This is a genomic window from Paenibacillus riograndensis SBR5 (genome assembly GCF_000981585.1).
Classification (GTDB): Bacteria; Bacillota; Bacilli; order Paenibacillales; family Paenibacillaceae; genus Paenibacillus_AQ; species Paenibacillus_AQ riograndensis.
On record NZ_LN831776.1, the window covers coordinates 6,753,768 to 6,773,014 of the forward strand.

Consider the following 19,247-nt stretch of genomic DNA (forward strand, 5'->3'; position numbering starts at 1 on the left):
AGAGGAGAATGATGATGAACGTATTAAAAAGGTTGTCACTGGTATCCATGATTGCCGGACTCACAGTAATCACAGCTTGTGGCGGAAATTCCGCTTCAGACAATGATACGGCGGGGGGCGGTGCCTCCGCAGCTCCCGCTGCGGAAGCCGCACCGACACAAGGCAAACCGGTAACAATTGAATTCTGGTATGGACTCGGCGGCAAGCTCGGCGAAAATATGGAATCGCTCATTCAGAAATTCAACGCCTCGCAGCAGGAGGTCATCGTCAAAGGTATTGTGCAGGCGGATTACAGCGAAACGGAACAGAAGCTTCAGGCGGCCATTGCTACCGGACAGGTTCCTGCAGCCGTGCTTTCCTCCAATATGGACTGGGCGCGCAAGGGATATTTTGCTTCAATGGATGAGCTGATTGCAGCGCAGCCGGATTTTAATAAAGAGGATTTTGTCCAGACCTTCCTGAAGCAGGGCCAGGTTGACGGCAAGCAGTATTTCCTTCCGATGTACGGAACGACACAGGTTATGTATTACCGTAAGGATGCTTTTGAGAAAAGCGGGATTGACGCCAGCCAGCTGAAGACTTGGGAAGACCTCGCCGCAGCCGCTAAGAAAATGGCCGTCCAAGACGGCGGCAAGACAACCTTCTTCGGCTGGGAGCCGATGTGGGGCTCCGGCAACATGATTGATGCTGTGATGAGCAAGGGCGGCAGCATTCTTAGCGGGGATGGAACGAAAGTAACCATTGACTCTCCTGAGTGGGTAGAGACCTGGGACCTGTTCCGCAAATGGATTCATGAGGACAAGATTATGCGCATTCACTCCGGCGGACAAGGCTGGGAGTACTGGTACAAAACCATTGATGATGTAATGAAGGGCCAGGCGGCAGGCTACACCGGCTCCAGCGGGGACCAGGGCGATCTGGATTTCAGCATCGTCTCGGCCATGGAGCAGCCGGGCTGGGCAGGAGTAGGTGAAGGAAAACCGGTAGCAGAGGCGCTTATGGCCGGCATTCCGGCCAAGGCCGGAGATGCCGAGAAGCAGGCAGCTATGAAGTGGCTGACCTACTTCACGAATTCCGAGAACACCGCCTTCTGGTCGATCAACACCGGATACATTTCCGTCCGCCAGTCTGCCCTTAAAGATCCGGCATTCGTCTCGTTCAGCGAAACCAATCCGCAGATCAAAGTTCCATTGATGCAGGCATCCCACGCCTCCGCCCCGTTCCAGGACCCTACCGGGGGCAAAATCAGCGATGCGCTGAAAATCGCTGCCGACAAGGTGCAGATTGAGAATACCCCGGCGGCAGAAGCGCTTAAGGAAGCACAGCAAACCGCCCAAGCAGCACTGGATAAGATGAAATAAGCAGGAATATAATGACGTAAAATGATTAAATTCAAGGGGTGGCAGCATGCCTGAACTCATCACACCGCAAGGGAAGCATTCCATATCCGCAATCCTGTTCGACAAGGACGGCACGCTGCTCCAGTTCATCTCCCTCTGGGGAAGCTGGGCCGAGTGTTTCCTGGAACAGTTCACCCGGCAGCTGGCAAAGCACGGTCTTGAATTCCCGGTTCAGCATCGGGCCGTCCTGCTGGGGACCGTCCACGATGCCGGGGGGAAAATTACCGGCTATGACCGCAATGGTCCCTTGGCTATGGGCACAATGAGCGACCTGTACGCCATCCTGTCCTGGCAGGGCTACCTGCTCGGCTTGTCCTGGGCCGAGTCCATGGAACTGGTGACGCTCTGCCGTCAGGAAGCGGATGCGCTGCTGGAGCGGAGCAGGCCGGTGCTCCCCCTCCCCGGCCTGCTCCGTTTCCTGGACCAATGCGCAGCCTGTGGTGCAGCCCTCGCCGTAGTAACCGCCGATGAAACGGCCGCGGCGGAGAACCACCTCCGCTGGCTTGGCATCCGCGGGTATTTCTCCGCCGTGATCGGCACGGATCAGGTCGAACGGGGAAAGCCATTCCCCGATATGGCGCTGCTGGCCTGTGAACGGCTGGGGGTACTTCCTGCCGAGGCCGCCGTGATTGGCGATACGAACGGCGATATGCGGATGGCCAAGGCCGCCGGTGCGGCTGTGGCCATTGGAATTGCCGGCGCGGCGGACTCCGTGGCGGGGATTACTAGCGCGGTGGACGCAGCAGCGCACGGCGGGATCACCAGCGCGGTGGACGCAGCGGCGCACGGCGGGATCACCAGCGCGGTGGACGCAGCGGCGCACGGCGGAATCACCAGCGCGGTGGACGCAGCGGCGCACGGCGGGATCACCAGCGCGGTGGACGCAGCGGCGCACGGCGGGATCACCAGCGCGGTGGACGCAGCGGCGGCGCGCTGTCTTTTGCCTGATGCTGATTCTATTGTGCAGTCCTATGAAGAGCTAAGTATCGAAAGGAAAGCAAGATGAGGGCCGAAGGCGCATGGGCATGGGTTTTTCTGGTACTGGCGATTCTGTTCGAGCTGTCCGGAACCATCTCTATGAAAATATCCCATGGCTTCACCCGGCTCTGGCCCTCCGTGCTGATGTTCCTGTTCTACGGGATCAGCTTCACCTCGCTGAATGTGGCGCTCACCTCGATCAAGGTCGGAGTAGCTTATGCGGTATGGTCAGGCGCGGGAATCATCCTGATTTCCCTGGTGGGGGCGTTGTATTTCGGCGAACGGATGACCCTGTCCTCCCTCTTATGGGTGACTGTGATTGTGGCCGGAATTGTGGGTTTGAACATTAGCGCCAAGGGACATTAACAGAGTTAATAGTATTAACGATGCCCCTGCCAGCACCTGCAAACCGATCCGATCTGATTCCTGAACTGGACCATCCACGACGAAACGGGCTGTATATGTACAGAGTTGCTTTATTCAGTTGATCATGCAATCCAAGGAGGCTCTTTCGAGAATGAGTACAAACGAATCTGGCGGACAACAGCCGCTGCTCACCTTCCAAATCATTACGGATACCCATGTCACCGCCGATCCATCGCATGAGTATAATCTGAATTTCGGGCGGGCGCTGCAGGATCTGGCCCTCCATGCCCAGGGCAGCAGCGGGATTATGCATATTGGGGACATTACGGATCATGGCTTTACGGAAGAATACGAGGAAGTCCACCGCATTCTGCAGCTGCATCAGGCAGCACTCCCGGAGATCCGTTACACCTTGGGGAACCATGACGTGGGTCTCGGCCACTGGGAATCCCGCCTGGCGATGTACACCTCCCGCACGGGAATGACCGGCCCCTATCATGACCACTGGATCTGCGGATATCATTTTATTTTCCTTGGAACAGAGGAAGGATTGCCTACCTTCTGCAATCTGTCAGAAGATCAGCTCCGGTGGCTGGACCGGAAGCTTGGCGAGCGGGCGGCGGAAGCCCGGGAGCTTGGCCGGCAGCTAACAGACCCTCTTGAGCTTTCCGGGCAGACGGTCGTTGAGCACGAACCTGGAAGGCTGCCTGTGAGCGTTCAGGCATTTGATGACACTGCAGCGCAATCACAGCCTATATTTTTGTTCCTGCACCAGCCGCTGAAGGATACAGTAGCAGGTTCGCTTGAGTCACAGGAGTGGTACGGGGTGACACAGGATAAGGAACTGCGGGCCATCCTGTCCAAGTATCCGCAGACTCTTCTCTTCACCGGCCATACCCACTGGGAGCTTGAGGTCAGCAACACGATGTACCCCGGCAACGGCGAGACGGCAACTATGTTCAATGCCGCTTCTGTTGCTTACCTTTGGACTAACGCGGATGAGCACAAAAGCGGCAGCCAAGGGTATTACGTGGAAGTCTACTGCGATAAGGTGCTCGTCCGGGGACGGGATTTCACTACGGGAAGCTGGATTGAATCAGCGCAGTATGAGGTGGCTACGCCTGTAAATGTACGCGGCTAGTGCCTAGGGAAAGATATATTCGCAAAATCAGATCAGCAATTTCCCGATGCCGGAACAGCCAGCTGCTTAGGCAAACAGAGCTATAACAAAAAGCAGCCTTCTCCCGTTAGTGGAGAAGGCTGCTTTGCGCGTGGGCTACTAGATCAGCAGAATCAGAGGTACTTTTACCTCTGATTTGTTCATTCCCGGGCAGATCGGCAGAATCAGAGGTACTTTTACCTCTGATTGGTTCATTCCCGGGCGGATCAGCAGAATCAGAGGTACTTTTACCTCTGATTTGCTCATTCCCTTAGGCCGTATCGGGCCGTTGTCCATCTCCCTGCGGGCCGGATTAGCCCGCAGCAGAGCTTACAGCGGCTATTTGCCTCAAAACGCAGGCAACGCAATGTCCGCATAGTTGTCCTCAAGGAACTTCTTCACTTCCGGGCCGCTGATGCGCTTCGCCAGTTTTTGGATGGCGTCGGAATCCTTGTTGTCCTCGCGGGCAACCAGGGTGATGGTGAATTCGGAGTCGCTTCCTTCAGTGATCAGCGCATCCTTCTTCGGTGTCAGTCCGAGCGGGCTGGCATAGGCCGGAGTCATTGCCACCAGGTCGGCGTCATCCAGCATGCGGGCCAGCATCAGCAGGTCAACTTCCTGGAACTTGAACTTTTTGGCGTTCTCGGTAATGTCGGCCTGGGTCGCCTGAATGCCCACGCCTTCCTTCAGCTTAATCAGTCCGGCCTTTGCGAACATTTGCAGCGAGCGTCCGGTATTGGATGGGTCATTCGCCATGACCAGGGTTGCCCCCTCCGGCAGATCGGCAATTGACTTATACCGTTTGGAATAACCGCCGTAGATCGCATCATATACCGGCTGCACCTCTACCAGCTTGGAACCCTTGCTGGCATTGAACTGCTCCATGTAAGGAACGTGCTGGAAAAAGTTCGCGTCCACTTCCTTATTAGCCAGCGCCTCGTTAGGCTGGACATTATCAGACAGAATGACGACTTCCATGTCCACACCGTCTTCCTTGAGCAGCGGCTTCACGATATCAAGGATATCGGTCATTGGCGGAATGAGCGAGGCTACTTTGATTTTAACTGGTTCGGTGGCGGTTGCTGCCGGTGTAGTGGCTTCCGGTGTGCTTTCAGTTTTCTTGTTGTTTCCGCAGCCTGCGGCAATCATGACCAATACGAGCAGCATAAGTGTGTATTTCAACGTTTTTTTCATTTGTGCAGTGAACCCCCATTTTTATATATTGTTGTTGTTCTGTTGTTCAAACCTAAGACTCCCCGGCCGCTCAGCGTTTATCCAGCAGCCTTGCCAGGGTGCTTCCGGCAAACTGGATGATTTGCACCAGAACAATCATTACGAGAATCGCGTAGACCATCACCTCGGTCTCAAAACGCTGATACCCGTAGCGGATGGCGAAATCGCCAACCCCTCCCCCGCCGACCACGCCCATCACGGTTGAAAAGGATATGAAGCTGATGGTTGAAGCCGTCAGGCCAAGCACCAGGCCCGAACGCGCCTCCACATACAGGAACTTGAAGATCAGCCCGGCCTTCGAGGCTCCCATGGACAATGCAGCTTCAATGGTACCCTTCGGCACCTCCAGCAAAGACTGCTCCACCAGCCGCGAGTAATAAGCGATAGCGACAATGGACAGCGGCACAGCAGCCGCCATAGTACCGATGGCCGTTCCCACCAGGATACGGGTGAAGGGAATCAATGCAACCACCAGCAGCAGGAACGGAAAAGAACGGACCACATTGACAATGCTGTTCAGTACAAGCGACAGCGTCTTGTTCTCATAGAGCTGGCCCTTGCGGCAAAAGTATAAAACAGTCCCCAGCGGAAGCCCGAGCAGCACTGCCGCTCCTGCCGAAATGCCGACCATGACAAAAGTTTCCCCGATGGACTGCCACATCTGATCCTGGTATTTCAGCAGATTCTCAAACATGTGCTTCCCCCGCTTTGCCCGTAATCCGTTCACGGTAGCTTCCCGCATGGCCTTCCGGTGCCAGAAAACCGCCGTCTCTGCGGGAAAAGGAATCGACGATCCGTCCGCCTTCCATGACAGATACGTCGGTGCAGATTTTCCGCACAACATCCAGCTCATGCGTAACGATGACCACTGTTACCCCCAGCATGTCCTTGATATGCTGTAGCACATCAAGGATATCGGCCGTTGTCCCAGGGTCAAGCGCGGAGGTCGGCTCGTCGCACAGCAGCAGCTTCGGGCTGTTCGCCAGTGCCCGGGCGATCGCCACCCGCTGCCGCTGCCCTCCGCTGAGCTGGGCGGGATATTGGTCGGCCTTGCTCTCCAGGCCGACAAAGTGCAGGCATTCCCGGACCCGCTCCATCCGTCCACTGCGCGGCGCTCCGGCCAGCTCCAGCGGAATAGCCACATTCCGGCTGACGGTGGCATTGCCCACCAGATTGAACTGCTGGAAGATCATGCCAATCTTCTGCCGTTCCCTGCGCAGCAGCTTCTCCGGCATTTCCGTCAGCAGTCTGCCGTCCAGCGTCACAGTGCCTGCGTCTGGACGCTCCAGCAGATTGATCAGCCGCAGCAGAGTGGATTTACCGGCACCGCTGGCCCCGATTATGCCGTGAATAGCTCCGGCCCGAACCTCCAGCGATACCTTATCAACAGCACAATACCGGCCTTCTTTCAGATCGAAGCTTTTGCTTACCCCACTCAGTGCTAGAATATGAAACCCTCCCCCCAGACTGCATGAACTCCCCAGAATACAGTACTTAGTTCCGCAACTAAGTGTATTACAATTATTTAAAAACTGTTTTATTAAAAATCTCTTTAAATAATAAGGTATTTTTTTCGCTGTGTCATCATTTTTCTGAAAATGATATATCAAGATCGTGGAAGCATTGTCCGAAAAAGAGCAGCAGCTTTCTTTCTCAAAATGATTCACAAAGCGGTCCAAATGCATACATTGCCTAAGCCATCCTGCAAAATAGATCCCAAGAACTCCAGCCCGTCAGCAAAAACAGTAAATTCGCAGAACTACAGCAGGACTACAGCAGCACACAAGCAGAAAAGGCTGCGCCGTTCTTGACTGGATAAGGCAGCCGTTTTGGATTTAGTGTCGCCTGGAGAACTCTGTATGAATCCTTCGGCAGTTCCTAATTTTTTCGAACACCCTGCCCTATTCTCCACAGGCAAAGTGGAAAAAGGGGCACTAATTTGCTGGGGCACCCTGTTCTCCGCAGGTGAAGTGGAAAAAGGTTAACTAATTCGGCTCATTTCGCTCCCGACGAAGGAATTTGGCCCAATTAAGTTTCCTTTTTCCACTTAACTCTCACAATTGTTGATTTTAGTGAGAAATAAGTTCCCTTTTTCCAACTAGATGGACGCTTGCCCTGGAGATTCCGCCGCCTATGCCATGGACGCACTGCCTATCTGCTTTTTCGCAAAGGCCAGTTGGAAAAAGGAGATCGAATCCGGCTGATCTCCACTTGAATCTGCTCAATTCAAGTCTACTTATCCCCAACTTTATACACATCTTATCCACAAAAAAGGGGAATCATAATTTCTAAATATGCACAAAACACCGCTGATCCCAGATCAGCGGTGTACTCTTTGAATCCCCGACTTCAGCTCGCACAGCCGCTCAAAAGCAGCTCTTCCGCCAGTATCCTAACGTCCTGACAGGAAAGTCCGCAGCCGTGAATCAGGCTGCGGACTTTCCTGTTGTACTAAAGATGCTTCGTTCTGTTTATGACCTGCTTCTATTTCCGTTGATGCGGATTTCCGTTCTCAAGCTCCGCGCGAATCTTCAGGAACACCTGGTAGCTCCGCTCGGCGACCTCTGATATTGCAATCGGGTGATATCCGGGCAGATCGGCATACAATGTGTCATTCAGCGGCGCCGTCCAGCTGTCCGGCAGCTGTGCAGCCCCCAGCTTCGCTCCCATGATGGAGCCAACGGTAGCACCGTTGCAGTCCGTATCCATTCCCGCATATACCGAAGCCACCACAGCCTTCTCAAAATCATCGCCTCCGTACACCAGTGAGGCGGCGACAATGGCGGCATTGTTATTGGTATGCACCGGATCATAGTGGCTGAACCGGTCCCACAGCCTGCTGACAAGCTCCCGTTCGCTGCCTGCTTTTTGCGCGATTGCAATTCCCTTCAGCACGTCACTGGCCAGCCTGCTTGTCTGCGGAATCTCGCTCAGTCCGATTTCCACAATGCGCTCATTATCCAGCCCCGCGAACGCGGCGGAGATCATTGCGGCATAGAACATTTCGCCGTAGATTCCGTTCTTTACATGGGAAAAGGAGGCATCCCGCCAGCCCAGCTCGGCGGCCAGCTCGGGGCATCCGGCAGCTCCGTAGGCCAGCCCATCCGCGCGGATGGCTGCGCCGATCCACTCCCGGTACGGATTGAGGTGCATCCGCACCCGCTCCTGCCGCAGCGGCCAATCTTCCGGCTTCTCACCGTGCAGATGGGAGGTTTCCCGGGCAAAATTCATGTAGGCCTGCGTTTCTGCGGTGCATACCTGGCTATAGGTCAGATGCCCGTGCCACAGCTTGCCGATATCCCACGAATCCCAGTCCAGCCCCTTCTGCTCCAGCAGCATCAGGCCAAGCAGCGTGTAGCGGATATCGTCGTCACTCTCCATATATCTGATCTTCTCTCTGGTGCTTGTGAACGACCAGCCGCTTAAGCCCAGACCATATTCGGCCTCCGCCCGCGAGTGCTCCGGAGTGTAGCCCTTAATCGGCCAGGCATCCGCCCCGCGGAACCACAGCTCAATATTTTCCCAGCCCGGACGCCCGTCCTTGCCATACAGATAATCCCAATACTCCAGCGGCTTGCCCAGCGCACAGCCGACACTTCTGCCCAGCCAGGCTCCGTAGAAGCGGTCCCTCCACTGCTCAGGAGTCCACTCCACCGCCAGCCTGCGCGGCCCTTCCGGACGCAAACGCCGGATCGCTGCGAGCTCCGACGGCTCCTGATACGGGAAGTCTTCTGCCACAGGAAGTGACATCAGTTCCCGGTAAACCTCCATCAGCTTGCCTTCCTCGCTTCCAGCAGCGACAAGCTTCTCTGCCAGGCTGCCGGTCCGGCAGCCTTCCTCCTCACGCTGCAGCAGCTCCAGCCGCACCGTCTCCTGAAGCCGTTCCCAGCCCGCCATGCGCTATTTCTCTCCCGCCGCAAGCCCATGCTCCCGGTCGAGTCTGTCCAGCGCATCGAACAGCAGCTTCATGAAGGCTTCGCGGTCCACGCCCAGCAGCACCTGTGTATTGGCGGGACGGTCCGGCTTCTTTCTCCGGTCGGCTACCGTCATTCCTCTGGTCAGCCGGCCTTCCGTTTCTACCGTAATGTGCAGATGCTCCGATTCAAACAGCTCCGGCCGCAGCAGCCAGGCCACCGCACACGGATCATGCAGCGCGCTGCCGACATAGCCCATTTTTTTGCCATAAATCGAATAGAAATCAAGCAGCTCGCCTACCATCACGGACACAGGTCCCCGCGATTTCAGCTCCAGAATCTCTTCTTCAAAAATAGCCGCTTTATCCGTCACATCCAATCCGCTCATTACAATGGGAATCCCGGATTCGAAGACAATACGCGCCGCTTCGGGGTCCACATAAATATTGAACTCTGCCGTTGTAGTCACATTTCCGTAAGCCAATCCGCCGCCCATCAGGGAAATCTTCTCGATCTTTTCCTTTACTTCGGGATAAGCTGTAATTAAAAGGGCAATATTCGTAAGCGGTGCCGTCGGCACCAGTGTAATTTTCTCTTCCGATGACCGGATGATCTCCAGCATGAATTCTACCGCGCCCTGTTCCACCGGCTTGAACCTGCTGGCCGGAAGCGCAGGGCCGTCCATGCCGGATTCGCCGTGGGCCTGTTCCCCGGTTACCAGCTTGCCGAGCAGAGGTGCCGCCGCTCCTTTAGCTACGGGGATGTCGGCATTGACAAAGCTGAGCACTTTAAGCGCATTGTCCGTGATTTTATCAAGAATCTGGTTGCCGCCAACCGTGGTAATCCCCCGGATTTCCAGCTGCTCCGGATGAGCCAGCGCAAGCAGAATGGCAATCGCGTCATCATGCCCCGGATCGCAGTCAATAATGATAGGTGTTGGCATCGTCGTCGCTCCCTTGTGAATTTATCTGTAATATAAAACGAAATTGAAGCTGCTCCAATTGTGGTTGATCGTAACTGCGGGGAATGTTTGGACTTCCAGCCGCTGTTGTCTGCAGATTTCTTGATCTATACCGTTGTTTACGGTTGAAATCCGCAGACAAAGGCGGTCGCTATCGCTCCTCCAGTTCCAAACTTCCCCTCCGTCACTCACATCTGATTGTTTTTCATTCTATTTCGTTAGATCTAGGTGGCCTTGATAGCCCCACCTATTTGGTAGTAGTCTTCAGCTTCTTGTTCTTCTTCCGTGTTTCGGATACGGCGTAAATGATCAGGCCGATGACGGTCGCCACATAGGGAAGCGTAGCGATCAGCTCCGCCGGAATCTTCAATACCTGAAGGGCATTGGCGAGCGCGTCGGCGGCACCGAATAGAAGTGAGGTTAACGCCGTACCCACTGTTGTGCTCCGGCCCATCGATTCGGCCGCAATGGCAATCCAGCCCCGGCCGGCCACCATATCACGGGTGAACAGTGACAGATAACCCATCGACATGTAGGCTCCGCCCAAGCTGGCGAAGAACCCGCTGAGCAGGAGTGCGGTATACTGGATTTTGATCACACTGACTCCGACCGACTGGGCCGCATGCGGATTTTCGCCTACCGAGCGGATACGCAGCCCAAGCGGCGTGCGGTTCAGCAGATAATAAACCACAAGCACAGCCAGAATCGAGAGATAGGTCAAAATATGATGGCCTGAGAGGATCGGGCCCAGCACCGGAATATCCTTCAGCAGCGGAATCTCCACACTCGGCAGCACCTTGCTCGCTAAGGAAGTGGATGAGCCTTTGTCCCCGCTAAGCAGATACAGAATGAATACTGTACCGCCTGATGCGAACATATTGATCGCCACACCGCCGAGAATAATATGGGTTTTGAATTTTAAGGTGAAAAAAGCCAAAATTCCGGCAATGAGCGTTCCCGCTAATACCGCTCCCAGCAGTCCGACCCAGGCGCTATGCGTATAGGCACTTACAATGACACCGGTCAAAGCGGAGACGAGCATAATGCCTTCCATCCCGATGTTGATGATGCCCGCGCGGTTTGAGATCAGCGCACCCAGCGCAGCGAACAGAATCGGCGTAGTCACCCGCAGCACCGAAAAGGCAAAATCCGTCGTCAGAATGACGTTCAGCAGACTGTTCATGCTTCCTTGGCCTCCTTCAGCAGCATCCGGTTCTTCCAGAACTTGAGGAATTGCTCAGCGGAAATCAGCAGAATAATAACGGCTTGAATAATGGAGATCATCTCAGAAGGCACATCGGACAGTCTTGCCATCAGGTCGGCGCCTATCCGGATATAGGCCAGAAACAGCGCAGAGGCGATGACGGACAGCGGGTTGTTTTTGGCCAGCATCGCTACCAGCGCACCATCCAGGCCATATCCTGGCAGGGAGGTCCACTGGAACCGGCTGTACATCCCGAGCACTTCGACCGAGCCGCCCATGCCGGCAATAAATCCGGCGATCAGGTGGACCAGGATAATCACCTTGGCCGTCTTCATTCCCGAATAGCGGGCGAATTCGCGGTTGGCCCCTGTCATCCGCAGCTCGTACCCCCACTTGGTCCGGTAGAGAAACAGATGGGCCAGTACAATCAGCACCAGCACAATAATCAGTCCGGTATGAATCCGGGTGCCCGGGAAAATTTTGCTCAACTGCGCCGTCTTCTCGAATTTAAAGGAAACGTTGGCAAAAGCTTTGGCATCCCGCAGGTGATAGTTCAGCAGGTACAGCCCCACGCCGAACAAAATATTATTGAACATCAGTGAAGTTACCAGTTCATTGGCGTTCCACTTGGCCTTGAGAATACCAGGGATCGCTGACAGCAGCGCCCCTACGATGGAGCCCGCAGCAATCGCTACCAGCGGATGCAGCCAGCTGCCCAGACTGAGGTGAATCGCCAGTACAGAGGCAACGACACCGGAGAAATAAAAGATCCCCTCCGCCCCCAGGTTGAACATATTGGCCCGGAACAGCAGTGAGACGGCCAGTCCTGTGAACATCAGCGGTATCGCCATCTCAATGACGTTGCCGATATGCCCCTTGGTGGATAACGGCTCCAGCAGGAAGATTCCGATGGTCTTCACCGGCTGGTCGCTGACAAGCGAGATGATCAGAAAGGCAATAATCAGCGCTATGACAATAACCGCCGCCGTCCGGATGGCCTCGAAGTATTTGACTTTAAACATGGTTTACGGCCCTCCCGGTCTGCTCTTTATCCTGCCGGTGGATTCCCAGCATATACAGTCCCAACTCCTCCTCGCTTACCGCAGAAGGTTTATCAAAATAGGCGACAATCTGACCCTCATACATGACAAGGAGGCTGTCGCTGAGCTCCAGAATTTCATTCAAATCTGCCGATACCAGCACAATGGCGCAATGATCCGAGCGCAGCTCCAGCAGCTTCTGGTGAATGAATTGCGCAGCGCCGATGTCCACACCCCGGGTCGGCTGCTCGGCAATGAGCAGCTGCGGATTCGTGGAGCATTCCCTGGCGACAACCACCTTTTGCATGTTGCCCCCGGACAGCATGCCGATCGGCTGCTGCGGGCCGGAGCAGCGCACCTTGAACTCCTCTACCAGCGAAGCTGCCAGAGCGGCAATCCTGGAGCCCTTGAGAAATGGCCCCTTGTTCATATCCTTCGAACGATACCGCGTAGAAATCAGGTTGTCGGCAATGCTGGCCTCTCCAGCAGAGCCTTGGCGCATCCGGTCCTCGGGAATATAAGACACCCCCAGGCCGCGGATGTCCAGGATATCCGCATCACGGATATCTGTCCCTTGTACACGTACTGATCCGCTTGCGGATACCCCGCGCAGGCCGCCGGTCAGCGCCTCGATCAGCTGTGTCTGCCCGTTCCCCTCGACACCGGCGATGCCGACAATCTGCCCTTCGCGGACCGAGAAGCTGACCTCGGACAACAGCGCTTTTCCTTGGCTGTCTGTGACGCCCAGCCGGTCCACCGCAAGCACCGGCTGGCCGGGGGAAGTCTTGTCCTTCTCATATTTCAGCACCACATCCCGGCCGACCATCAGCCGCGAGATTTCCTGCTCGCTTACTTCGCTGGTTTGAAAGACGCCTTCGCTTCTGCCGCCGCGCATAATGGTAATCCGGTCGCAGATCGCTTTGACTTCCTTCAGCTTGTGCGAGATAAATACGATCGTATGTCCCTGCCCCTTAAGCTGCTGCAGCTCATGGAACAGCTCCTCCGTTTCCTGCGGGGTCAACACTGCCGTCGGCTCGTCGAGGATGAGGATTTGGGCGCCGCGCACGAGCGCCTTCAGAATCTCCACCTTCTGCTTCATGCCGACGGTCAGGTCCTCCACCTTCGCTTTGGGATTCACCGCGAGGTTGTATTTGCGCGCCGTCTCCTCCGTCAGACGCACCGCTTCGCTATAATCGAAGCCTACGCCTTTTCGCGGCTCCATGCCCAGCACCATATTTTCCGCCACGGTAAAAGAAGGCACCAGCATGAAATGCTGATGAACCATGCCGATGCCGCGGTCGATCGCATCCTGCGGGGACTGGAGCTTTACTTTGTCTCCCCGGATGTAGATCTCACCGTCACTGGGCTCTTCCATCCCGAACATAATCTTCATCAGAGTGGATTTGCCCGCACCGTTCTCTCCTGCAATCGCATGGATTTCTCCTTCGCGCAAAGAAAATTCAACGTTCTTGTTCGCAACAACGCCGTTCGGATACACTTTGGTGATTCCCCGCATTTCCAGCAGAGCATTTGCCATGGGTCATCAACGCCTTTCAACTTGGTAATCTGCAAAAATAGGCAGCTGGAACTCTTCGTAACGAAGAGATTCCAACTGCGGGAGCCGGCTTACCGGTGTGACTTAAGGTTTAACGGCATTACGGATGGCTTCAACCTCGGAGGTTTCCATGCCCATTGCGTTGTCGACCGTAATTTCCTTGTTGATCAGCTTTTGCTTCACTTCTTCCACTTTGGCCTGCAGGTCTGCAGGGAATACATTCTTGTAAATGTCGTTCTCAGCGATGCCTACGCCATCTTCCACAAAGCCCAGCACATCGCGTTTGCCCATCTCCAGCGTGCCGTCCTGCAGTTTTTTCACTGCGCCGAGAATGGCCATATCGATCTTTTTAATAGCGGAGGTGACAATCAGATTGGCTTTTTCACTATCCGTGTCCTTGAGCAGCATTGCCTGGTCGGAATCGACGCCGATCGCGTATTTGGTCTTCTCCTTCGCTGCATCAAAAATGCCAAGCCCCGTGCCGCCAGCGACGTTGAAAATCACATCCACGCCCGAGTTGTACTGGATCAGCGACAATTCCTTGCCCTTCGCCGGGTTCACAAAGTCGCCCGCATACGATACGGCCACCTTCACATCGGGATCTACATACTGCGCTCCCTGAATGTAGCCGACGAGGAAGGCGTTGATTCCGGGAATATCCATCCCGCCCACGAATCCGATCACGTTCTCCTTGTTGGCATTTGGCATATCGGATTGTGTAGCAAGCGCCGCTACCGCTCCTGCCAGGAATGAAACCTCATTGGTCGAATAGGACATGTTGTACATATTCTTCGGTGCTTCTTCGATGTCGGTGTCGTAGTTGATGAATTTTTTGTCCGGATTTGCTTCCGCTGTCGCATTGAACATTTCGGTAATTTCCGATCCGCCGGAGATCACAACATCCCAGTCTTCAGCAGCGATATCGTTAAAAGTCGGCTCCCATTTCGTCTTGTCCGCGCCCATTTCCACGACTTTCGTCTCCGCGCCAAGCTCGTCCTTCACCTTTTGCAGGCCGCTGTTGGCTGCATCAAAAAACGACTTATCCCCCAGTGTTCCCGGAATCAGCAGCACAACCTTCAGCTTGTCTCCTGCAGCAGCTTCTCCGCCCTCCGCATTCGTTCCCGTATTGGCAGCATTTCCTTTGCCGGACGAATTGCTTCCGCAGGCCGTAACCAGTACCATTACCGCCAGCAGCAATAAAGCGAGCACATTCTTTTTCATTGTTAAGTTCACACCCCTGTTTGTATTGGATTAACGCTGAACAAATAGCATAATGTCCCAATTGCACGTTTTGTTAACCGGGCAGCAGGAAACAGCATTCATGAAAGACGGTTGAAATTCTGAAAATTAGCAAATCACTATGAAAAACAAACATTACGTGTTACATTTCCACCTTAAACCGGGCAAATTCCGAACAAGATGGCCAGTCTAGTTGTGAATCTTCGGTTTAATTGATAAGATCATAACAAATGAAAACATAAATATTTATATATTTTCGGTCAACTTTTTGTACGATTCGGCTAAAAGACAATAAACGGAGGTTCATCATGGATCGGGTCCTATATATTGTAAATGCAGAGCATGAAGCGAATACTTATATTCCGCCGCATCAGCATGAATGTTTTGAGCTGGTCTATTATATCCACGGTCATGGGACTACGAGTATTGGACCGCGCAGCTTTCATTTCCGCCCCTTCACCTTTGCCCTGATCCCGCCCAATTTCAAGCATGACGAAAATCATCAGCCCAGCCCGGAGGTTCTCTTCGTTGGCTTCCACTGCGGAAATCCGATTATCAATACACTGTCCGGTGTCTACGATGACGATAAGGAACATACCGTGCTGCAAACACTGCTGCGGATGAACGAAGAGTTCAAGCGCAAGCGCGACGGGTTCGCCGAGCTGCTGAATCTGCAGATGAGCGAAGTCACTGTGTATCTCCAGCGGCTGCTTGCCGCGTCGGATTTTCATTCTCCGGCAGAAGACCAAATGCAGTATGTACTGAATTATATGAATGAGCATTACCGCCACAAGCTTTCGATCACATCGCTGGCTGAAATGTCCGGTTACAGCTATGACCGGTTCCGGCATCTGTTCAAGGAAAGATTTGGCCATTCCCCTCACCGTTATCTTTTACTGAAGCGCCTGGATTATGCCAAATCCCTGCTGCTGCATACCCAAATGCATATCTCCGGGGTATCTGCGGCTGCCGGGTTCGTGAACGATGCCCAATTCTGCAATATGTTCAAAAGAGAGATCGGCCTCTCCCCGCGCACTTTTCGCCTCCAGAGCAAGGTCAAATAGCAGCTTTTGTGCATAAATGTTGGATTTGTTCACTCCCCTGAACGCCGTCCTGTGCACTATTCTCATGTTGCTCCACTGTTCTGTTCACGGTGTGAAGCTTATACTGATACTATGAACAATAGAGAACAGCCGTGACCGTACATCCGCGTACACAGAGAATTAGGGGGATGCTTATGAGACTGAACAAGGCCGGCAATAAAAGAGCGCTGTACAGCAGAATATTGGTCAGTATGACGTTATGTGTGTCCTTAACCTTTCTTGCTTCCACCATCCTCTATTACAACTATTATATTGGCGTAGAAAAAACGCAGGCTTTCCGCTCCGACCTCGGCAATCTCACGCAAACGAGCAAAGAGGTGGTCAACATGACCGATGCGGCGCAATCGCTTTCATTCCAGATCTACCGCAACAGCACCGTTTCCAAAATTGTGTTCTACGACAAGCCGGATATCTATGATGTCACGGCTGCCATGTCCGAACTGGGGAATTACCTCAGCTCCATGCCATACATTGAATCCATCTATGTCTACAATCCCAAAAGCGCCAGGTTGTACATCGCCTCCTCCCACGGCCAGAACGGCGTCTTTACCGAGCAGGAGCTGGTGGACAGAAATATCCTGGATATTCTGAACCACTACCAGGAATACAAGCCGTTCACACCCATTCCGCGCGTGTATTCCAATGGTGCTGCGGAGAACGGTCAGGTCCGGGCTTATACCTTCCTGTGCTACGATGCGATTGGCTGGGACAGGGCCATTAATTCAGCCGTAATTGTCAACATTTCCGCTCCCTGGATTAACAAAGAAATCACCAGTCCCGTGGACTCCAAGAGCGACACTTTTATTCTTGCCGATCAGGGCAAGCTGCTGTCTGTGGACAGTCTGGAACCACACGGCTTGTCTCCGCTGGAAGCAGCTTGGGTCCAGCAGCGGATTCAGGGCCGGGAGGCCGGTTATTTTATCGGTGAATTCGGCGGGGTCAACTCACTGATCTCTTATACGGCGCCGGATGATCTTAGCTGGCAGTATGTGCGCATCACACCGTATGACATCATCACCAGACAGACCAACAGCATCCGCAACGCCACCCTGCTGATTGCTGCGCTGATTTTCGTAGGAGGCCTGGCCTTTTCCTGGCTCATGTCGCGCCGGGTGTATCTGCCGATTAGCCGGATTGTCCGGGAGATGAATATTCTCGAAGGCGAGAAACGCGACAGCATGTTCACCATCCGGCAAAATACGCTGCGCGATCTGATTCTCGGCCTCAAGCCGCTGCAATCCATCCAGCAGGTCGAGAAGCTGCGGCAGCTCGGCATTCATTTTACCTTCGACGATGATTACCGTTTGATTCTGCTGCGGATTGACAATTACCAGGAGTTCCGAGAGTCCCGCTCCTCGTATCTGCTTGCCTATAAGTTCGCCATTATGAACATCGCTTCAGAGATTTGCGGCCAGACCTACCGCGTAGAGACGGTAGATATGAATGATGACGGCATCCTGGTGCTTCTGAATATTGTGGACGCCAAGGAATACACGGACACAGAACTGATTGAGACGCTGCTCCGCCAGATTCAGCAGGCCTGCTCCGATTATTTGAAGGTCAGCCTGACGCTTGCCTACAGCCATATTGACCACAATCCCGTGCAGCTGCATCAGCTCTACAAGCAGGTTAGAGAAGCATCGAACCACAGATTGTTCTTCGGCCATGGCTGCATCATCAGCGCCCAGTACATCTGTGCCCTTCAAGCTAACATTTATCACTACCCTACCGAAAAAGAGAAAAAGCTCACCGATGCGCTGATGAGCGGCAAAATCGACGAGGCCCGGGAGCAGTTCAGCAGCATTATCCGGGAGACGGCAGACTATCCGTTTCCATCGGTGCAGCTGGCTGTATCCCGGCTCAGTGTGACGATCAAGGAGATCCTCATCAACATCCAAAAACGTAACCGTTTACACAATGATGGGACTGCTGAGCTGCCCGCTTTGGATTCGGTCGAAACCGTTGACGCGCTGGAGCAGGCCTTTTTCGCTCTCTTTAGTGAAATGCACGAACAGCTGGCCGAGAAAAAAAACTCCAAGCAGCATGACCTGGTCCGCCAGATCAATCAAAAGATCAACGAAGCTTATATGGAGCCGAGTCTAAGCCTGAACCAGATTGCTGATGAACTGAATATGTCACCGATTTACATCAGCCGCCTCTATAAGCAGCAGACGCTGACCAGTATCGTGGATGTCATTCTGGAGGTGCGGATGCGCGAGGTCTGCAGCCTGCTCGAGAATACCGGTCTGCCGGTGACCACCATCGCCGAACGCTGCGGCTTCACCAGCAGCTCCTACCTGCACCGGATGTTCAAGCGCAGCTTCGGCACAACGCCCACCGACTATCGGCGTTCCAGGCAGGCATAGTGTCATCTTAAGACACCCCATTAGGGTTGTCTTTGTATTATTAGGTCAACCAGAAACTACTGGTTGGCCTATTCTTGTATGTGTTTTAATTTAGTTAAAAAAAATCAATCGTTTTGACGGTCAGCTCCGTCTTACTTGTGAAAACATATTTTGGGGCGACTTCTTCCATAGTGAGGCACAAACAAGGAAGAGGGGGGTGTTGAATGGTGGAGAACATAATGAACAAGGCCAATACAGCGGATCTTGCGCTGATGGATGAAGAGGTATTCTTTCAGCGGCTTGCGGGCGAGCACCGGAAACTGTATGCGATCGCGTACAGCTATCTGCGTTCCGAGGCGGATGCCCTGGAAGCGGTGCAGGAAGCGTCGTGCCGGGCCTGGATGAAGCGCAAAAAGCTCAAAAACGAGCAGGCCTTCACGCCCTGGCTAATCCGGATTACCATCAACTGCTGCATGGATGAGCTGCGGCGCAAAAAGCGCGTCTTTCCGGCGGAGAAGCTGGAGGAGAAGGAAACCCAGGAGATGAGGAGCAGCGACCGGCTCGATCTGGAGCGGGCGATGAACCGGATGAAGCCGAAATACCGGCATGTCGTGATGCTCAAATATTACCAGGATATGACGAGTGCCGAAATTGCCAAGGTGCTGAACAAGCCCGAAGGCACGATCAAAACCTGGCTGCGCGAAGGACTCAAGCAGTTGCGGAACTATTTGTGAACATGCGGGAGGTGGC

The 19,247-nt window shown here is 54.1% G+C and carries 17 protein-coding genes; 7 read left to right on the forward strand and 10 right to left on the reverse strand.

Going from position 1 to position 19,247, the window contains the following annotated elements:
• Positions 1-14 precede the first annotated feature (14 nt).
• The 4 genes from PRIO_RS28515 (at position 15) to PRIO_RS28530 (ending at position 3,885) form a co-directional block, all read left to right on the forward strand.
• Positions 15-1,361 (forward strand): ABC transporter substrate-binding protein, encoded by a 1,347-nt coding sequence (locus PRIO_RS28515; RefSeq protein WP_046505717.1) that lies wholly within the window; start codon positions 15-17, stop codon positions 1,359-1,361.
• A gap of 46 nt (positions 1,362-1,407) precedes the next feature.
• Positions 1,408-2,406, forward strand: a complete 999-nt coding sequence (locus tag PRIO_RS28520; protein WP_052741530.1) for an HAD family hydrolase — start codon at positions 1,408-1,410, stop codon at positions 2,404-2,406.
• Entirely contained in the window at positions 2,403-2,744 is a 342-nt protein-coding gene (locus tag PRIO_RS28525; RefSeq protein ID WP_020429559.1) for a DMT family transporter, read from the forward strand. The genes PRIO_RS28520 and PRIO_RS28525 overlap by 4 nt, the downstream gene beginning before the upstream one ends.
• Positions 2,745-2,895: 151 nt before the next feature.
• Positions 2,896-3,885 carry a metallophosphoesterase family protein gene (locus tag PRIO_RS28530; protein WP_020429560.1) on the forward strand — a complete coding sequence of 330 codons (990 nt, stop codon included), beginning with the start codon at positions 2,896-2,898 and terminating at the stop codon, positions 3,883-3,885.
• A gap of 138 nt (positions 3,886-4,023) precedes the next feature.
• Here the strand turns inward: PRIO_RS28530 and PRIO_RS36280 are convergent, their stop codons facing one another.
• The 10 genes from PRIO_RS36280 to PRIO_RS28575 form a co-directional block, all read right to left on the reverse strand.
• Positions 4,024-4,170, reverse strand: coding sequence for a hypothetical protein (locus PRIO_RS36280; protein ID WP_167345676.1), 147 nt, complete (start codon positions 4,168-4,170; stop codon positions 4,024-4,026).
• Between the two features lie 81 nt (positions 4,171-4,251).
• Positions 4,252-5,097: a MetQ/NlpA family ABC transporter substrate-binding protein gene (locus PRIO_RS28535; RefSeq protein WP_020429561.1), complete on the reverse strand. Its 846-nt coding sequence runs from the start codon at positions 5,095-5,097 to the stop codon at positions 4,252-4,254.
• 70 nt (positions 5,098-5,167) lie between these two features.
• The gene (locus tag PRIO_RS28540) at positions 5,168-5,830 is read right to left on the reverse strand and encodes a methionine ABC transporter permease (protein WP_020429562.1); all 663 of its coding nucleotides are present in this window, start codon (positions 5,828-5,830) and stop codon (positions 5,168-5,170) included.
• A complete protein-coding gene (locus PRIO_RS28545; protein ID WP_081487226.1) occupies positions 5,823-6,584 on the reverse strand; it encodes a methionine ABC transporter ATP-binding protein in 762 nt (253 codons plus the stop codon). The genes PRIO_RS28540 and PRIO_RS28545 overlap by 8 nt, the downstream gene beginning before the upstream one ends.
• A 1,036-nt stretch (positions 6,585-7,620) precedes the next feature.
• On the reverse strand, positions 7,621-9,033 hold the full coding sequence (locus PRIO_RS28550; RefSeq protein WP_020429564.1) for an ADP-ribosylglycohydrolase family protein: 1,413 nt from the start codon (positions 9,031-9,033) through the stop codon (positions 7,621-7,623).
• Between the two features lie 3 nt (positions 9,034-9,036).
• A complete protein-coding gene (locus tag PRIO_RS28555; RefSeq protein ID WP_020429565.1) occupies positions 9,037-9,993 on the reverse strand; it encodes a nucleoside hydrolase in 957 nt (318 codons plus the stop codon).
• Positions 9,994-10,258: 265 nt separating this feature from the next.
• Positions 10,259-11,194 (reverse strand): ABC transporter permease, encoded by a 936-nt coding sequence (locus PRIO_RS28560; RefSeq protein ID WP_020429566.1) that lies wholly within the window; start codon positions 11,192-11,194, stop codon positions 10,259-10,261.
• Entirely contained in the window at positions 11,191-12,237 is a 1,047-nt protein-coding gene (locus PRIO_RS28565; RefSeq protein ID WP_020429567.1) for an ABC transporter permease, read from the reverse strand. The genes PRIO_RS28560 and PRIO_RS28565 overlap by 4 nt, the downstream gene beginning before the upstream one ends.
• On the reverse strand, positions 12,230-13,792 hold the full coding sequence (locus PRIO_RS28570) for an ABC transporter ATP-binding protein (protein WP_020429568.1): 1,563 nt from the start codon (positions 13,790-13,792) through the stop codon (positions 12,230-12,232). Before PRIO_RS28570 ends, PRIO_RS28565 begins: the two co-directional genes overlap by 8 nt.
• 102 nt (positions 13,793-13,894) lie before the next feature.
• Positions 13,895-15,031: a BMP family ABC transporter substrate-binding protein gene (locus PRIO_RS28575; protein WP_020429569.1), complete on the reverse strand. Its 1,137-nt coding sequence runs from the start codon at positions 15,029-15,031 to the stop codon at positions 13,895-13,897.
• Between the two features lie 326 nt (positions 15,032-15,357).
• Here PRIO_RS28575 and PRIO_RS28580 point away from each other — a divergent pair, with 326 nt between their 5' ends.
• From PRIO_RS28580 to PRIO_RS28590, 3 genes are all read left to right on the forward strand, one after another.
• Complete coding sequence (locus tag PRIO_RS28580) at positions 15,358-16,113, forward strand: AraC family transcriptional regulator (RefSeq protein WP_020429570.1); 756 nt, start codon at positions 15,358-15,360, stop codon at positions 16,111-16,113.
• Positions 16,114-16,286: 173 nt separating this feature from the next.
• A complete protein-coding gene (locus PRIO_RS28585) occupies positions 16,287-18,518 on the forward strand; it encodes a helix-turn-helix transcriptional regulator (RefSeq protein ID WP_020429571.1) in 2,232 nt (743 codons plus the stop codon).
• 203 nt (positions 18,519-18,721) lie between these two features.
• Positions 18,722-19,231, forward strand: a complete 510-nt coding sequence (locus PRIO_RS28590; protein ID WP_020429572.1) for a sigma-70 family RNA polymerase sigma factor — start codon at positions 18,722-18,724, stop codon at positions 19,229-19,231.
• The last annotated feature ends 16 nt before the right edge of the window (positions 19,232-19,247 follow it).

Bases quoted from the DNA above. Each gene is read 5' to 3' on its own strand.
- PRIO_RS28515 (WP_046505717.1), top strand. From the start codon at position 15: ATGAACGTATTAAAAAGGTTGTCACTGGTATCCATGATTGCCGGACTC.
- PRIO_RS28520 (WP_052741530.1), top strand. From the start codon at position 1,408: ATGCCTGAACTCATCACACCGCAAGGGAAGCATTCCATATCCGCAATC.
- PRIO_RS28525 (WP_020429559.1), top strand. From the start codon at position 2,403: ATGAGGGCCGAAGGCGCATGGGCATGGGTTTTTCTGGTACTGGCGATT.
- PRIO_RS28530 (WP_020429560.1), top strand. From the start codon at position 2,896: ATGAGTACAAACGAATCTGGCGGACAACAGCCGCTGCTCACCTTCCAA.
- PRIO_RS36280 (WP_167345676.1), bottom strand. From the start codon at position 4,170: ATGAGCAAATCAGAGGTAAAAGTACCTCTGATTCTGCTGATCCGCCCG.
- PRIO_RS28535 (WP_020429561.1), bottom strand. From the start codon at position 5,097: ATGAAAAAAACGTTGAAATACACACTTATGCTGCTCGTATTGGTCATG.
- PRIO_RS28540 (WP_020429562.1), bottom strand. From the start codon at position 5,830: ATGTTTGAGAATCTGCTGAAATACCAGGATCAGATGTGGCAGTCCATC.
- PRIO_RS28550 (WP_020429564.1), bottom strand. From the start codon at position 9,033: ATGGCGGGCTGGGAACGGCTTCAGGAGACGGTGCGGCTGGAGCTGCTG.
- PRIO_RS28555 (WP_020429565.1), bottom strand. From the start codon at position 9,993: ATGCCAACACCTATCATTATTGACTGCGATCCGGGGCATGATGACGCG.
- PRIO_RS28560 (WP_020429566.1), bottom strand. From the start codon at position 11,194: ATGAACAGTCTGCTGAACGTCATTCTGACGACGGATTTTGCCTTTTCG.
- PRIO_RS28565 (WP_020429567.1), bottom strand. From the start codon at position 12,237: ATGTTTAAAGTCAAATACTTCGAGGCCATCCGGACGGCGGCGGTTATT.
- PRIO_RS28570 (WP_020429568.1), bottom strand. From the start codon at position 13,792: ATGGCAAATGCTCTGCTGGAAATGCGGGGAATCACCAAAGTGTATCCG.
- PRIO_RS28575 (WP_020429569.1), bottom strand. From the start codon at position 15,031: ATGAAAAAGAATGTGCTCGCTTTATTGCTGCTGGCGGTAATGGTACTG.
- PRIO_RS28580 (WP_020429570.1), top strand. From the start codon at position 15,358: ATGGATCGGGTCCTATATATTGTAAATGCAGAGCATGAAGCGAATACT.
- PRIO_RS28585 (WP_020429571.1), top strand. From the start codon at position 16,287: ATGAGACTGAACAAGGCCGGCAATAAAAGAGCGCTGTACAGCAGAATA.
- PRIO_RS28590 (WP_020429572.1), top strand. From the start codon at position 18,722: ATGGTGGAGAACATAATGAACAAGGCCAATACAGCGGATCTTGCGCTG.